The organism is Streptomyces sp. NPDC055749, from assembly GCF_053617235.1.
In genome coordinates this window covers 85,358-100,034 of sequence record NZ_JBSHFH010000028.1, presented here as the reverse complement: position 1 = coordinate 100,034, position 14,677 = coordinate 85,358, and the positions used below count along the sequence as shown (strand labels likewise).

Sequence of the window (14,677 nt, the reverse complement as noted above, 5' to 3'; positions counted from 1 at the left end):
CGGCTGTGGCGGCCCTCCCCTCGTTCATACCGGCTTCGTTTTCTGCAGCGCGGAGTCAGACGGCCGCTCTGCCACCCCCTTCGGAGGGGCGGCGGTGGCGGCCGTGCGGTTGCGCGGCCGTGTTCTCCATCGACGCACCCCCTCGGTGCTTTCCGGAGCCGCCGGCTTCGGCCCGTTGCGCTTCCGCCCCCGGCGGACGCGTCTGGGTCGTGTCGGTTCGGGCTTCAGACATGTCGGAAGTTCACCCCGTTGTGATCGCTTACTTATGTGTCGCAAGCCCCGCCACCGCCATCCGACGTGGTCACCGTCGGTGTCCGCGCGGTGCGGCCGCGTGGCCCAGGCCCCAAATTTAACCAGGCGCGGTGCGCCCAAGAAGAGGCGCCTGCCCCAGTGGAACCGGCTTACACACCACAGGAAGCGCAGGAGCCGCGGATGGTTCCGCTCCACTTCCGGCCTGGTCAAACGGGTTCCCACGACGGCACTCGTCCTCGGCGGCCGGAGCTTCGAGCAGCGCCACCGCGCACGGGGCCCCGGCATGGGCGTACGGCAGGTGCAGTACGCCTTCCCGGCTCCAGAACCCGGAACCGGCCGGCCACCCCTCGGGCGCCCCGAAGTGGTGCAGCCGACGCCCCGCCGGACGCCACACCCCCACCCAACTGCCCGCGGGCCCGTCGATCCGCAGGGCCACCGCACAGCTCTCCGGCATCAGCATCTGCCCCGGCTGTACGGCGAAAGGCGTCACCGCGACATCGTCCGGACGCAGGCACTCCGGGAAACGCACCGGCAGAGAACTGCCGAGCACGCCCCAGCCGAGCCGGTCGTGACCCGGCGCGTCGGACCGGAGCAGCAGCAGCCCGCTGTCCGCGTCGGCCAGCAGGAGCCGGTCGTCGCTGTCCGGCGCGATCTGGAGCAGCGGTGTCACCTCGCCGCCGCGTTCCAGGTCGACGGCGACGGCCTTCACCGGTCCGCCGCCCGGCAGTTGCCGGTCCAGCGCCAGCAGCCGCCCCGCCCGGTCCAGCCACACCCCGCCGGAACAGTGCCCCGGTACGTCGGTGACGTGCTCGGGGCCGAAGGCGCCGCCCGCCACCAGCCAGACGGCGGTGGAGCGCTCACCCGCGACCAGGGCGAACACGCTCCGGCCGTCCGGTGACGGCGGGAGCAGCGTCAGACCGGTGCATTCGACGGCGCCCAGCGGCAGTTCGCCGGTGACGGGGCCGGTCGGGTAGAGCAGCGAGAAGGCATGCCGTCCGTCGACCAGTCGCCGGATGAGGACCCGGCCGTCGGCGAGCGGCACCACGTCGGAGTCCGGCTCCTCGGGCTGGTTCAGCGGGAGCGGCACCGCGTACGGCTCGGGCCCGTCCAGCGTCCACCGCTCCGCGAACCACGCCCGCTCCGCCCCGGGCGCTCCAGGGGCGGCCGTGAGCCGGGCCGCGTACGAACCGTCCGCGGTGATCGTGAACGGGGGCGCGTCACCCGCGGCGGTTTCTGGCTCTCCGGGCTCGCCGGGTTCCTCGGGCAGGGACTCCACCGTGGCGGTGGCCCCTGCGGTCTCGCCCTCGATGGCACACGCAGTCATGAACTCATCACCTCCGGCAACCGAAGCTAGTTTTCGCACTTCCTGCCGAACAACGCCACCACGCGCGCTTCACACATAAGGGTGGTGATGTCCGTATTCGCCTGAGCGTCAGGGGGTGGTTGTGCTGGGGGTGGTGGGCGTGGATAAGGTAAGGCATTCCTAAGCAATGCCTGTGTGACCCACAACTGGAGCAAGTGATGTCCCTTCGACGCCGCGGCACCGCCGCAGTCGGCCTGGCAGTGGCTGCCGCCCTTTCCCTCTCCGCCTGCGGGAGCGGCGACGCCAAGTCCACGGACTCGGCCAAGTCCGAAACCGGTGGCGACAAGAAGGCCGCAGTCGCCACGGGCGGCGAGGACTTCGGGGACGCGGCGAAGAAGACGGCGGAGTACGGCACCGACGCGAAGGCCGGGACCTTCCCCCGTACCCTCACCCACGCCATGGGCAAGACGGAGCTCAAGTCCGCGCCCAAGCGGGTCGTCGTCCTGGACGTCGGCGAGTTCGACAACGTGGTGTCGCTGGGTGTGAAGCCCGTCGGCTACGCCCCCTCCGAGGGCGACGCGGCCATCCCGTCGTACCTGAAGAAGGACGCGGGCGACCCCAAGAACGTCGGCACGATCAACAGCCTCAACCTCGAGGCGATCGCGGGCCTCAAGCCCGACCTGATCCTCGGCAGCCAGCTGCGCGCCGCCGACAAGTACGACGAGCTCTCCAAGATCGCGCCGACCGTGTTCTCCATCCGTCCGGGCTTCACCTGGAAGGAGAACTACCTCCTCAACGCCGCGGCGCTGGACAAGACCGCCAAGGCCGAGACCGAGCTGGCCGCCTACGAGGCGAAGGCGAAGAAGCTCGGCGAGGACATCGGCCCGAACAAGCCGACGATCTCCATGGTCCGTTACCTGCCGGACAAGATCCGCCTCTACGCCAAGGCGTCCTTCATCGGCACGATCCTTGAGGACACCGGTCTGCCCCGGCCCAAGAACCAGCAGATCAACGACCTCGCCGCGGAGATCAGCCCGGAGAAGATCGACGAGGCCGACGCCGACTGGATCTTCACCGGCGTCTACGGCGACGTGAAGGCCACCAAGCGCGACACCGCCCAGGCCAACCCGCTGTGGAAGAACCTGAAGGCGGTCAAGGAAGGCCGGGCCAAGGACGTCTCCGACGAGACCTGGTACCTCGGCCTCGGTGTCACCTCCGCCGGTCTCGTCCTCGACGACCTGCGCGCCGACCTCGTGAAGTAACGATTCATAACCGGCCGCCGGTCCGCCCTCACGGGTCCCGGCAGCCATGGCCTGCGGGGCACGGACGGAAGGTAGCCTTTCCTTCGTGCCCCGTCTGTCTGAAGTCATCGCCGCGCTCGACGCCCTCTGGCCCCCCGAGCGGGCCGAAGGATGGGACGCGGTCGGCACCGTCTGCGGCGACCCGGAAGCGCACGTCGACCGGGTCCTGTTCGCGGTGGACCCCGTCCAGGCCGTCGCCGACGAGGCCATCACGCTCGGCGCCCAGCTGATCGTCACCCACCACCCGCTCTATCTGCGCGGTACGACGACGGTGGCCGCCACGACCTTCAAGGGCCGGGTCGTACACGGCCTCATCAGCAAAGGCGTCGCGCTGCACGTCGCGCACACCAACGCCGACAGTGCCGACCCCGGCGTCTCCGACGCCCTCGCCGGCGCCCTCGACCTGCGCGTCACCGGACCCCTCGTACCGGACCCGACCGACCCCAAGGGGCACCGCGGTCTCGGCCGGATCTGCGAGCTGGACCATCCCGAGACCCTCCGCGAGTTCGCCGCACGCGCCGCCGCCAGGCTGCCCGCCACCGCGCAGGGCATCCGGCTGGCAGGCGACCCCGACGCGCTCGTCCGTACCGTCGCCGTGAGCGGCGGGTCCGGCGACAGCCTCTTCGACGCCGTGCGCGCCGCGGGCGTCGACGCCTTCCTCACCGCGGACCTGCGCCACCACCCGGCCTCCGAGGCCGTCCAGCACTCGCCGCTCGGCCTGGTCGATGCCGCACACTGGGCCACCGAGTGGCCCTGGTGCGAGCAGGCCGCCGCACAGCTCGACGCGATTTCCGACCGCCACGGATGGGACCTGCGGGTCCATGTCTCGAAGCAGGTCACCGACCCCTGGACCACCCACCACTCTTCTGGAGCCCCCAACTGAACGCCGCGCCCGCCGACCAGATCCGACTCCTCGAAGTCCAGGCCCTCGACGTACGCCTGTCGCAGGCCTCCCACAAGGCCAGGTCGCTGCCCGAGCACGCCGAGATCGACGCCCTCAACAACGACCTCGCCCAGCTGCGTGACCTGCTGGTCGCCTCCCAGACCGAGGAGAGCGACACCACCCGCGAGCAGACCAAGGCGGAGCAGGACGTCGACCAGGTGCGCCAGCGCGCCGTCCGCGACCAGCAGCGGCTCGACTCCGGCGCGGTCTCCTCGCCGAAGGACCTGGAGAGCCTCCAGCGCGAGATCGTCTCGCTCGCCAAGCGCCAGGGCGACCTGGAGGACGTCGTCCTCGAAATCATGGAGCGCCGCGAAGGTGCCCAGGAGCGGGTCATCGAGCTGACCGAGCGCGTCTCCGCCGTCCAGGCCAAGCTCGACGACGCCGTCGAGCGCCGCGACGCGGCGATCCGTGAGCTGGACGCCGAGGCGGCGACCCTCACCAAGGACCGCGAGGTCGTCGCGGGCGCCGTTCCCGCGGACCTCCTCAAGCTGTACGACAAGCTCCGCGCCCAGCAGGGCGGCGTCGGCGCGGCCCGCCTCTACCAGCGGCGCTGCGAGGGCTGCCGTCTGGAGCTCAACATCACCGAGGTCAACGACGTGAAGGCGGCGTCCCCCGACACCGTCCTGCGCTGCGAGAACTGCCACCGCATCCTGATCCGTACCTCGGAGTCGGGCCTGTAATGCCCGCCTCCCACCAGCTGGTCGTCGAGGCCGACGGCGGCTCCCGGGGAAACCCGGGGCCCGCCGGTTACGGCGCCGTCGTCATCGATCCGGAGACGGGCGAGCCGCTCGCCGAGACGGCCGAGTACATCGGCGTCGCGACGAACAACGTGGCCGAGTACAAGGGCCTCATCGCGGGCCTCAAGGCCGCGAAGGCGCTGTTCCCGTCGGACGACGCCCTGCGGGTGCACGTCCGGATGGACTCCAAGCTGGTGGTCGAGCAGATGTCGGGCCGCTGGAAGATCAAGCACCCCGACATGAAGCCCCTGGCCGCGGAGGCCGCCCGGATCCTTCCCGCCGCCACCGTCACGTACGAGTGGATTCCGCGCGCCGAGAACAAGCACGCGGACCGGCTCGCCAACGAGGCGATGGACGCGGGCAAGCGGGGCAGGCAGTGGGAGCCCTCGTCCTCGACGGCGGCCCTCGACGCGCCCGCCCGGACGGCCCCGCCTGCCCTGCCGCCCGTCACCGGCCCGCCCGGCGACGCGGCGGCCGGAGCGGCGCGCGCCCGTGCGGCCATGACCTCCCGTACGAAAGCCGCGCCCGCCGCCACTTCCACCACGCCGCAGCCCGGGTGGGGGGCGGCGCCCGATATGGGGGCGCCCGCCACGTTCGTACTGCTGCGGCACGGGGAGACGGCCCTCACGCCCGAGAAGCGGTTCTCCGGCAGCGGGGGCAGCGACCCGGAACTCTCGGCCGTCGGCCGGGGCCAGGCCGAGAACGCCGCGCGGGCGTTCGCCGACCGGGGCACCATCCAGGACATCGTCAGCTCACCGCTGCGCCGCTGCCTCGAGACGGCAGCCGCGGTGGCCGGCCGCCTCGGTCTCGATGTCCGCGTCGAAGACGGCCTGCGCGAGGCGGACTTCGGCGCCTGGGAGGGCCTGACGTTCGCCGAGGTACGCGAGCGGTACGCCTCCGACCTGGACACCTGGCTCGCCTCGCCCGACGCGGCGCCCACGGGCGGCGGCGAGAGCTTCACCGAGGTCGCCGACCGCGTATCGGCCGCCCGCGACCGGCTCATCGCCCGCTACCAGGGCCGCACGGTGCTCCTGGTCACCCACGTCACCCCGATCAAGACCCTGGTCAGACTGGCACTTGGCGCCCCGCCCGAGTCCCTGTTCCGCATGGAACTCTCGGCTGCGTCTGTCTCGGCCGTGGCCTACTACGGGGACGGCAACGCCTCTGTGCGGCTCCTGAACGACACCTCGCACCTGCGGTAACGGTGACCTGGCCGACGGAAGCGCTCGGCTTCGCCGCGGGCCTGGCCATCTCGCTGGCGACCGCCCCGGTGGGCGTATCGGGCGCGGTGTTCCTGCTGCCGGTCCAGGTCAGCGTGTTCGGTGTGCCGAGCCCCGCGGTGACCCCGACCAACCTGCTGTACAACGTGGTGGCGGGCCCCGGGGCGCTGCTGCGCCACCACCGCGCCGGCCGGCTGCGCGGCCCCCTGACCCGTCTGCTCGTCCTCGGTACGGTGCCCGGTGTGGTCGCCGGCGCGGTGATCCGGGTCTTCGCCGTCCCGGGCCCTCACGTCTTCCGCCTCTTCATCGCCGTACTCCTGCTGCCCCTGGGCGCCTGGCTGTGCGCCCGCACCCTGCGCCCCGCACGCCGTGCCACCGGGGCCGGACCCTCGCCCCGCGCCACGACCGGGCTCGCGCTGGCCGTCGGTGTCGCCGGGGGCATCTACGGGATCGGCGGCGGCTCCCTGCTCGGTCCGGTCCTGGTCGGACGCGGAGTACCGGTCGCGAAGGTCGCCCCCGCGGCCCTCGCCGCCACGTTCGTGACCTCCGTCGTGGGCGCGGCCACCTACGCGCTGCTGTCCCTGACGACGACCGCGGCCGTCGCCCCCGACTGGTCGCTCGGCCTGGCCTGCGGACTCGGCGGACTCTGCGGCGGCTACCTCGGCGCCCGACTCCAGCCCCGCCTGCCCGAAACCGCGCTCCGGCTGCTGCTGGGCACCCTGGCCCTCACGGTCGGCACGCTGTACGCGGTCCAGACGGTGCGCTAGCCGCGCAGCGCCGACGCCTCGCGCGCCAGCCGCTCCACCCGGCCCCAGTCCTTCGCCGCCACCGCGTCGCCCGGCACCATCCAACTGCCGCCCACACAGCCGACGTTCGGCAGGGCCAGATAGGTCGGCGCCGAGGCGAGCGAGATACCGCCCGTCGGACAGAACCGGGCCTGCGGAAGAGGTGCGGACAGCGCCTTGAGATAGGCGGTGCCGCCCGCGGCCTCGGCCGGGAAGAACTTCATCTCCGTGACCCCGCGCTCCAGCAGCGCGACCACCTCGGAGGTCGTGGAGACACCCGGCAGGAACGGCAGGCCCGACGACTTCATCGCGTCGAGCAGCGTGTCCGTCCAGCCGGGGCTCACCAGGAAGCGGGCCCCCGCCGCCACGGTGTCGGTCACGTTCGCCACGGAGATCACGGTGCCCGCGCCCACCACCGCGTCCGGCACCTCCGCCGCGATCGCGCGGATCGCGTCGAGCGCCGCCGCGGTCCTCAGCGTCACCTCGATCGCCGGCAGCCCGCCCGCGACCAGGGCCCTCGCCAGCGGCACCGCGTCGGCCGCGTCCTCCAGGACGACGACGGGGACGACGGGAGCGAGATCGAGGACGGACATGGCAACGGGCGCAGGTGAGGTCATGCCCTCATCCTGCCCCGCCGCAACACCCCACGCAACGAGCGTTGCGCATGCTGCAACGCGATCAGTGGATCTCCGTCACCACCACGTCCAGCGCCCACGCACGCCCGGCCCGCTCCGGGGCCTGCGCCTCCACCACGAACCCGAGCTGCCGCAGCAGGTCCACCAGCTCCGCGGGGCCCTTCGGCCGGGCGCCGGCCAGGAGCAGTTCGCGCACCATCCGGCCCTTGGTCGCCTTGTTGAAGTGACTCACCACGGACCGCTTCTCGACCCCGTTCACCATCTGGGACTGCAGAACGCGCACGCTCGCCGTCCGCTCGGCGACCGCACCCTTCGGCTTCCACGCGGCGGTGTAGGCCGAGGACCGCAGATCCAGGACGAGCCCGTCCCCGGCCGCCTCCGGCATGACCTCCGCCATCGGCTCCCGCCAGTACGCGCCGAGCGCACCGAGGCCCGGGAGCTTCACACCCATCGAGCAGCGGTACGAAGGAATCCGGTCGCCCACCCGCACGGCGCCCCAGAGCCCGGAGAAGACCAGCAGCGACTTGTTGGCCAGCCGGCGGGCGGTGGTGTCCAGCGAGGCCAGGTCCAGTGCGTCGTACAGCACGCCGGTGTAGATCTCCCCGGCCGGGCGCGTTCCCGCCGTGCGGAGCTCGGTGTTCTTCGCGATCTCGCCGCGCAGCCCGTCACTCAGCCCGAGCACGACGCGGGCCTTCTCCTCGTCGGCCATGCACAGCTCGGTGAGCTCGTCGAGGATCGTCTCCCGCGCGGCGGCCAGACCCGGCAGGGAAAGGGACTCCGCCTTCAGCGGCGCACCACGCCCCGAGGCGGCCTTGCCTTCGGAGGGCGGCAACAGGACGAGCACGGTTTCTCCTTGCGTACGCGAACGACGGGCCTTGCAAGGGTACGTAACCGGGTCGCCGCTTCACCCGTGGGTGGTTGGGTGGGGCCCCTCCGGAGTGTCTCCTCGGGACGGGCGCGGCACCCGGGTACGGAGCGAACGAACCCGGGTCCTACGCCCGCCTCTGCGGGGACCCTCCTGCACGGCCCCACCCACGTATCGCGGTCACCTGCGGCCCGGTTCGCCGACGCACGGCACTCGGCGCTTTTCGGCACCCCGGGTGGCACGGCCCGCAGCTCCGCTCCGGCCGGTCCGGGGCCGTGCAGGAGGGTCCCCGCAGGGTGACGAACAGATACCCGGGTTCCCATCCGGACCCGCCGAACGTTCGTTGCCCGAGGAGACACTCCGGAGGGGCCCCGGACCAACCACGGACGGGCAACCAGGGGACCGCCCGAGCGACCGGGATGCCGGTTACCCGCCCCCGCCCTACGCTCGGGACATGCCCCGCCGCCATCTCCACGTGACCGGCCCAGCGGACACCCCGCTCCGCGCGGCCCTGCGCCACCTGCGCGCCGAGCTGGAGCTGCCCGACACCTTCCCGCCCGACGTGCTCGCGGAGGCGGAACAGGCCGCGGGCTCCCCGGACCTGTCCGCACACGAGGACGCGACGGAGCTGCCGTTCTTCACCATCGACCCGCCCACCTCCACCGACCTGGACCAGGCGATGCACCTGGAACGGCGACCGCGAGGATTCCGCGTGCGGTACGCGATCGCCGACGTCGCCGCCTTCGTACGGCCCGGCGGCGCCCTGGACGCCGAGGCCCACCGCAGGGTGACGACGCTGTACTTCCCCGACGGCAAGGTGCCGCTGCACCCCACCCTGATCTCGGAGGGCGCCGCCAGCCTGCTCCCCGGCGAGACCAGACCGGCCGTGCTCTGGCAGATCGACCTCGACAAGGAGGGCCGCGCCGTCGGTACGGACGTGCGCAGGGCCCTCGTACGCAGCCGGGCCAAGCTCGACTACGAAGGCGTCCAGCGCCGGATCAACGCGGGTACGGCCGAGGAGCCCCTGGCCCTGCTCAGGGACATCGGGCGGCTCCGGGAGGAGCAGGAGCTCGCCCGCGGCGGCATCTCACTGAACGTGCCCGAACAGGAGATCGTCGCCCAGGACTCCACGTACGGCCTCGAATACCGCACCCCCCTGCGCACCGACGGCTGGAACGCCCAGATCTCCCTGCTCACCGGCATGGCCGCCGCCCGGCTCATGAAGGAGGCGGGCACCGGCATCCTGCGTACGCTGCCCGTCGCGCCGGACGGCGCCGTCGCCGTGCTGAGGCGCTCCGCGCAGGCCCTGGGCATCGACTGGCCGCACCACGTCCCGTACGCGCGCCTCATCCGCTCGCTCGACCCGGGGAAGAGCAACCACGCCGCGTTCCTCCAGGAGTGCACCACCCTGCTGCGCGGCGCCGGGTACACGGTCTTCGAGCACGGCGAGCTGCCCACCCCGGCCGTCCACGCCGCCGTCGCCGACCTCTACACGCACTGCACCGCCCCGCTGCGCCGGCTCGTCGACCGGTACGCGGCCGAGCTCTGCCTCGCGGCGGTCGCAGGGCGCGAGCCGCCCCAGTGGGTACGGGAGGCGCTTCCCGCGCTCCCCAAGGAGATGGCCGACGGCACGCGCCGCGCCAACACCGTGGAGCGCGAGTCCATCGACCTGGTGGAGGCGGCGCTGCTCAAGGACCAGGTGGGTCAGGTCTTCGACGGGTACGTGATCGACGTGAGGGACGACGAACCGGCCGTCGGCACCGTCCATATCGAGCATCCGGCGATCGTCGCCCGGATCGAGGGGACCGCGGTCGGCCTCCCGCTGGGGGAGCGGCTGCGGGTGCGGCTCATGCAGGCGGAACCGGGTTCGGCGAAGGTGCTGTTCGCACCCGCGTGAGGGCGGCGACGCCATCCGCACACTTATCGATTGCCCCTTTTCGTCATGGCGGTCATCACCCGGCGTACGACCTCGGCCTGCGCGGGCGGGTAGTCGGCGAGCAGAGCCTCCCCGAAGCCCGTCACCGCGGGGCCCCCGTCCGGGATCGACGCCAGTACGGCGTCGGGCACGGCGGCGACCAGATCGGCGGCCAGCGGAGCGATCCGCGGGTCGTCCGGGGGAGCGGACGCCAGTTCGTCCAGCCGCTCGTAGAGCGTCAGCACGGCCGGGTCATCGGCCAGCGACCGCATCGCCGCGAAGATCTCCGCGCCGACGTCCGTGGCATCGAGCAGCGCCAGGTGCTCGCGGTCCTTGGCGGCGGACGGAGAGTGGGTGGCGGGCGCGGTCCCGAGCAGTTCGGCCAGCTCGGGCGAGAGGGGCTCCCCGGCGCCCACGGGCCGCTCCAGCAACCCGGCCAGCCGCCGGCGCCGGTCGCGGATCTCCTGCTCCTGGCGGGCCAGATCGGCATCCAGCTCGCCCAGCACCTCGGCGAGTTCGCGCCCCGCGTCGTCGGCGAGGACGTCACGCACCTCGTCCAGCCCGAGCCCGAGCTCGGTGAGCCGCCGGATGCGGGCCAGGAGCACGGCATCGCGCACGCTGTAGCTCCGGTAGCCGTTCGCCCGGCGCTCGGGCTCGGGCAGCAGGCCGATGTGGTGGTAGTGCCGAATGGCCCGGGAGGTGACTCCGACGAGCGCGGCGATCTCTCCGATGCGCATGAGACCAGTAGAAACCTTGCCGCCGCGTCAAGGTCAAGCGTGACCGGGCACCGCACCGTCTTCCGGCGGGTCCGAGGGGTTCTGTCCCCGGAATCACGTCATCCCCGACGGCACCTTCGCCCCCACCGATCTGCGTCTGTACCGGGGCGCGGAGCCCTGGATGCCGTGCGAGGGGGTGGCGCTCGTCGTCGAGGTCACCTCGTCCAAGCCCCGGGCCGACCGCACGGACAAGCGCCACTGCTACGCGCGCGGTCCGATTCCCCTCTACCTCCTGGTCGACCGTGAGGAGTCCTCGCTGACCCTGTTCAGCGACGCCGAGGGCGACGACTACCGCCAGCGCTGCACGGTTCCGTTCGGCAAGGCGCTCGCTCTCCCCGCTCCCTTCTCCTTCGACCTGGAGTCCGGCGCGTTCCTCTGAGCGCCCCGTCCGGTGGCCCCGGGGCAGCCGGGTAGCATGGGCGGCACGGCAGACGAGCCGGGCGGACGGCCGCGTGGGGATCCTCGGATCCTCCCGAGGAACGTCCGGGCTCCACAGGGCAGGGTGGTGGCTAACGGCCACCCGAGGTGACTCGCGGGACAGTGCCACAGAAAACAGACCGCCCGGGACCTCGGTCCCGGGTAAGGGTGAAACGGTGGTGTAAGAGACCACCAGCGCCTGAGGTGACTCAGGCGGCTAGGTAAACCCCACCCGGAGCAAGGTCAAGATGGGGCCGTCGCAAGACGGCTCTGCGTGAACGTTCGAGGGCTGCCCGCCCGAGTTCACGGGTAGACCGCACGAGACCGGCAGCAATGCCGGTCCTAGATGGATGGCCGTCTCCCCGGCCGCCGCGAGGCGACCGGGCGACAGAACCCGGCGTACAGCCCGACTCGTCTGTCGTACCCCTCCACTGAGAGAATCGCACCCCCGTTTTCCGGGCGGCCGTTATTTCGTTTCGGCTCATATGTCTGTTTCTCTCGCCTACTTCTAAGTGTCTTGTGGCGATCGAGTGGTGACGATAGCCCCCCATGCGCGGGGTTGCGGGCCCCGCTGTACTCCGCCGGTAGCGGCTCCTCCTACGCCTTGGGTAGGAGGAACTTGCGGCGGCGCATCCCTCTTTTCTTCGAACAAATGTTCCTATGATAGGTAAGGGGAATCAGTTGTTCCGACTACGGGGGCCTCGTGCCTGCGCGCCGCCAGACCATTGCTCACATCACTGCATTTCCCGCGAAAGGCACCCCCGACAGACGGGTGGCGACGCTCGCGTACGGGCTCGTCGCCGCAGCGGTCTTCACCGCCCTGGCGACGGCAACTCTCCGGGATGACATCCCCGCCCCTGCGGAGACGCAGGGCGTCAAGGAATCCGATGCCTTCGCCGCCGATGCGGCGCCGGGGTACAGGGACACCTTCCTTGATGGCGGGGGTGGGATTGCTGGCGTCCCTCTGACCGAGGAGCAGCGAAAGGCGATCATCCGTGAGGCGAAGCGTCGAGAGCTCTCGACCGGTGACGCCTACGCCTTGGCTTACGGGGACAACGCTGTTGTCGATGTGCGGGAGGACGGCACGGTCGAGGTGGAGACGGAAGGGGTGACCGTGCCGAACGGTCCGGATTACGCCAAGCTGCCCGTGACCGCAACGACGAGCCGCAAGGCTGTTACGGCTCCTGCGGCGGGTGACGGCGAGAAGGCGAGTGCAGGGTCGGCCTCTACGTCCCCGAAGGGCTCGAAGAAGGACCAGACCCCCGGGAAGGGCAAGGGTAAGGGTGCGGCGAAGGGCAAGTCCGGCAAGACTCCGCCGTCTTCCGGGACGCCGTCATCTGACCGGTATTACCCGTCGACGGGTGAGAGTTTCTACGACGACGAGGCCGGACTGAAGGACGCCTTGCCGGCCCCGCTCGACAAGGTGGTCGACGGGATGAGCGTCTTCACGCTGTGGCTCGATGCGGCCTCGCCGGGGACGCCTGAATCAATCGGCACTGTCGAAGCCGACATCCTGACCATGGTGGTCGAAGCGCCTCTCTCGCCCGACATGACTCTGACCACCACGCTCACGACGCCTCTCGATGGGGAGCCCCAGGCCGACCCCGTCGTGACTAGCGTGGTCACGCATACGGCAACCGGCGAGGTCCTCGCCGAGAAGACGGGCACGTGCCCCAACGTGCACGCTGTCCCGATGGTTGCCATCGGGCAGAGTGTCGATGTCGTCCTCGAAGCACGCGAAGAGCTGCCGACGAGAATCGCCGTACAGAGCGAGATTTCCGACTCTTTCGAGGTAGCCAACTAGTCGAATCGGTAAAGAATTTACCGGTAGGCTCGGAGTGTCCCTGTTGCCGAGGCGGTGTGTCTCGAACGGGTAGCAGGGGAGGCCCAATCGCTTCGAGAAGTGGATTGTCTGACATGGCTCAGGTCGCTCGGCAAGGCAGCAGAATTGTGCGAATTAAGAACCCCACGCCTCCGAGAGTCTCGCTCTCAATGCGGCCGTCGGAGATGCCGGGGGACGATCTCGAAGACGACGCCATCATCAAGGGTGTCAGGTACGACGGGGCGGCCTTCATCGGCCTGGAGGTCGAGGCTCTGGAGGCTGAGGGCTGCGTCTTCGAGAACTCGCGCTTCACGGGAACACGCCTGGTCAGGAGCCAGTTCAGCGACTCGCAGTTCAAGACGTGCGACTTCGCCGAGGCCAGCACGCAAGACGTGTCACTCATTCGCTGCACGGTCAGTGGAAGTCGAATGACGGGCTCGACGTGGAAGTCTGGAACCTTTCGTGACGTGCGGTTCGAGAACTGCATCATTGCCCCGGCCATGCTCCGGCATATGAAACTGTTCGGTGTCGTGTTCGCTGACTGCAAGATGGTTGGCGCTGATTTTCAGTCGGCGCACTTGCATAACGTGAAGTTTGAGAATTGCGACCTCACGGGGGCGCAATTCGCCAACATTCAGGTAGGAATGGTTCGCTTCGAGAACAGCACGCTGATTGATGTCGGCGGAGCCGCGAGCCTGAAGGGCGCAACGGTGCAAGGCCCAGGGGCGATGGAACTGTCCCTGAGCCTGGCACGCGAAGCGGGAATCCTGTTCGAGCCGTAGCTCGTCAGGCCGCGAGGCTCGGCCGGTAGCCCGCGTACTCCGGACTGGAGATCGCGCGGGCTACGAGGTCGAAGTCGATGTCCTCACCGAAGTTGCACAGCTCGTCGAGGAGCATCTGTCCATACTCGCTGAAGTGCGGACGCTGCCTCTTCAGGTCTTCGCAGGCGTCCCGCAGAGAGCTGCTGTACAGGTCGACGAGGGTCGTGACGCCCTGGTGGTTCTGCATGAACATGAGCGGGACGGTCACGACGGCCGCGTGGAACGCCTTGTCGAGCGGACGCCGCTGTCCGATCTTCACGGCCGACAGGGCGCGGTATTCGTGCGCTTCCAGGGTGCTCGACGGGAGGTTGAACGTTCCGTACACCTTGTCTGCGACGAAGAGGTTCAGGTGCATGCCCTCGTGGACCAGGCACATGGCGTAGTCAAGGGCCTTCCACTCAGGTCCGGGGCTCATGACTACGACGCCGGGGAGGTGGGAGGCCGAGCCGCCTCCGTCCGCTCCTGAGTTGAGGATCACCAAGTCGGTGATCAGCAAGTCGACCATGCGGCGGAGGTCGGGGCTGATGTCCTGGATGAGATCCAAGGCCGCGGTGACCTCGAAGTCCCAGGCTTCGCGGGTGGGGCCATCGGTTGCGCCGGCACCCTTGAAGATGTGGGCGAAGATTCCGTTCGTGGTGCAGAACTCTGCCCACGCCCCATCTTCGTGTGTGACAGAGATGCCTTCACCATTTACGGGCATCGGTCGGATACGGGGGTCAGAGATAGCGACCCGATACGCCTCGTCGAGACCTTCAGCGTTGGGGTATACGTCGGTCACGGCATGGATCAGGCGGGCCGCGTTCTCGTAGGCGTGGCCGTTGTTCATGAAGTGCACGAGGATCTCCTTTACGAGGCGACCAGGGGCTGTACGCCCGGAGCGGAAGG

At 70.3% G+C, this 14,677-nt stretch carries 13 protein-coding genes, 1 other RNA gene and 1 pseudogene; 10 read left to right on the top strand and 5 right to left on the bottom strand.

Going from position 1 to position 14,677, the window contains the following annotated elements; genetic code table 11:
* Positions 1-349: 349 nt before the first annotated feature.
* Complete coding sequence (locus tag ACWGO0_RS21755; RefSeq protein WP_453537282.1) at positions 350-1,576, bottom strand: hypothetical protein; 1,227 nt, start codon at positions 1,574-1,576, stop codon at positions 350-352.
* A 197-nt stretch (positions 1,577-1,773) separates the two neighbouring features.
* On the opposite strand from ACWGO0_RS21755, the gene ACWGO0_RS21750 reads away from it, so the two are divergent.
* From ACWGO0_RS21750 to ACWGO0_RS21730, 5 genes are all read left to right on the top strand, one after another.
* A complete protein-coding gene (locus ACWGO0_RS21750; protein ID WP_453537279.1) occupies positions 1,774-2,817 on the top strand; it encodes an ABC transporter substrate-binding protein in 1,044 nt (347 codons plus the stop codon).
* 85 nt (positions 2,818-2,902) lie between these two features.
* Positions 2,903-3,739, top strand: a complete 837-nt coding sequence (locus ACWGO0_RS21745) for a Nif3-like dinuclear metal center hexameric protein (RefSeq protein WP_453537276.1) — start codon at positions 2,903-2,905, stop codon at positions 3,737-3,739.
* Positions 3,736-4,479, top strand: a complete 744-nt coding sequence (locus ACWGO0_RS21740; protein ID WP_453537306.1) for a zinc ribbon domain-containing protein — start codon at positions 3,736-3,738, stop codon at positions 4,477-4,479. Before ACWGO0_RS21745 ends, ACWGO0_RS21740 begins: the two co-directional genes overlap by 4 nt.
* On the top strand, positions 4,479-5,738 hold the full coding sequence (locus ACWGO0_RS21735) for a bifunctional RNase H/acid phosphatase (RefSeq protein WP_453537273.1): 1,260 nt from the start codon (positions 4,479-4,481) through the stop codon (positions 5,736-5,738). Before ACWGO0_RS21740 ends, ACWGO0_RS21735 begins: the two co-directional genes overlap by 1 nt.
* A 2-nt stretch (positions 5,739-5,740) precedes the next feature.
* A complete protein-coding gene (locus ACWGO0_RS21730; protein WP_453537270.1) occupies positions 5,741-6,523 on the top strand; it encodes a sulfite exporter TauE/SafE family protein in 783 nt (260 codons plus the stop codon).
* On the opposite strand, the gene eda is transcribed toward ACWGO0_RS21730, so the two are convergent.
* Both eda and yaaA read right to left on the bottom strand, forming a co-directional pair.
* Positions 6,520-7,158: a bifunctional 4-hydroxy-2-oxoglutarate aldolase/2-dehydro-3-deoxy-phosphogluconate aldolase gene (eda, locus tag ACWGO0_RS21725; RefSeq protein ID WP_453537267.1), complete on the bottom strand. Its 639-nt coding sequence runs from the start codon at positions 7,156-7,158 to the stop codon at positions 6,520-6,522. The genes ACWGO0_RS21730 and eda overlap by 4 nt on opposite strands.
* A 61-nt stretch (positions 7,159-7,219) precedes the next feature.
* Positions 7,220-8,020 carry a peroxide stress protein YaaA gene (gene yaaA, locus ACWGO0_RS21720; protein WP_453537264.1) on the bottom strand — a complete coding sequence of 267 codons (801 nt, stop codon included), beginning with the start codon at positions 8,018-8,020 and terminating at the stop codon, positions 7,220-7,222.
* Positions 8,021-8,495: 475 nt separating this feature from the next.
* On the opposite strand from yaaA, the gene ACWGO0_RS21715 reads away from it, so the two are divergent.
* Entirely contained in the window at positions 8,496-9,938 is a 1,443-nt protein-coding gene (locus ACWGO0_RS21715) for an RNB domain-containing ribonuclease (RefSeq protein ID WP_453537261.1), read from the top strand.
* 23 nt (positions 9,939-9,961) lie between these two features.
* On the opposite strand, the gene ACWGO0_RS21710 is transcribed toward ACWGO0_RS21715, so the two are convergent.
* Positions 9,962-10,693 (bottom strand): MerR family transcriptional regulator, encoded by a 732-nt coding sequence (locus ACWGO0_RS21710; RefSeq protein WP_453537258.1) that lies wholly within the window; start codon positions 10,691-10,693, stop codon positions 9,962-9,964.
* Between the two features lie 70 nt (positions 10,694-10,763).
* Between ACWGO0_RS21710 and ACWGO0_RS21705 the strand changes: the two are divergent.
* The 4 genes and pseudogenes from ACWGO0_RS21705 to ACWGO0_RS21690 form a co-directional block, all read left to right on the top strand.
* A pseudogene (locus tag ACWGO0_RS21705) lies at positions 10,764-11,111 on the top strand (Uma2 family endonuclease); the annotation flags it as partial.
* 53 nt (positions 11,112-11,164) lie between these two features.
* Positions 11,165-11,567: RNase P RNA component class A (gene rnpB, locus ACWGO0_RS21700), an RNA gene on the top strand.
* Between the two features lie 354 nt (positions 11,568-11,921).
* Positions 11,922-12,953 (top strand): hypothetical protein, encoded by a 1,032-nt coding sequence (locus ACWGO0_RS21695; protein WP_453537255.1) that lies wholly within the window; start codon positions 11,922-11,924, stop codon positions 12,951-12,953.
* Between the two features lie 113 nt (positions 12,954-13,066).
* Positions 13,067-13,753, top strand: a complete 687-nt coding sequence (locus tag ACWGO0_RS21690) for a pentapeptide repeat-containing protein (RefSeq protein ID WP_453537253.1) — start codon at positions 13,067-13,069, stop codon at positions 13,751-13,753.
* A gap of 4 nt (positions 13,754-13,757) precedes the next feature.
* On the opposite strand, the gene ACWGO0_RS21685 is transcribed toward ACWGO0_RS21690, so the two are convergent.
* Positions 13,758-14,618 carry an aKG-HExxH-type peptide beta-hydroxylase gene (locus tag ACWGO0_RS21685; RefSeq protein WP_453537303.1) on the bottom strand — a complete coding sequence of 287 codons (861 nt, stop codon included), beginning with the start codon at positions 14,616-14,618 and terminating at the stop codon, positions 13,758-13,760.
* Between the last annotated feature and the right edge of the window lie 59 nt (positions 14,619-14,677).

What these genes read in the sequence shown, in the direction of transcription:
- ACWGO0_RS21755 (WP_453537282.1), bottom strand. Translation starts at nt 1,576, where the DNA reads ATGACTGCGTGTGCCATCGAGGGCGAGACCGCAGGGGCCACCGCCACG.
- ACWGO0_RS21690 (WP_453537253.1), top strand. Translation starts at nt 13,067, where the DNA reads ATGGCTCAGGTCGCTCGGCAAGGCAGCAGAATTGTGCGAATTAAGAAC.
- ACWGO0_RS21710 (WP_453537258.1), bottom strand. Translation starts at nt 10,693, where the DNA reads ATGCGCATCGGAGAGATCGCCGCGCTCGTCGGAGTCACCTCCCGGGCC.
- ACWGO0_RS21685 (WP_453537303.1), bottom strand. Translation starts at nt 14,618, where the DNA reads ATGAACAACGGCCACGCCTACGAGAACGCGGCCCGCCTGATCCATGCC.
- ACWGO0_RS21750 (WP_453537279.1), top strand. Translation starts at nt 1,774, where the DNA reads ATGTCCCTTCGACGCCGCGGCACCGCCGCAGTCGGCCTGGCAGTGGCT.
- eda (WP_453537267.1), bottom strand. Translation starts at nt 7,158, where the DNA reads ATGACCTCACCTGCGCCCGTTGCCATGTCCGTCCTCGATCTCGCTCCC.
- ACWGO0_RS21735 (WP_453537273.1), top strand. Translation starts at nt 4,479, where the DNA reads ATGCCCGCCTCCCACCAGCTGGTCGTCGAGGCCGACGGCGGCTCCCGG.
- ACWGO0_RS21715 (WP_453537261.1), top strand. Translation starts at nt 8,496, where the DNA reads ATGCCCCGCCGCCATCTCCACGTGACCGGCCCAGCGGACACCCCGCTC.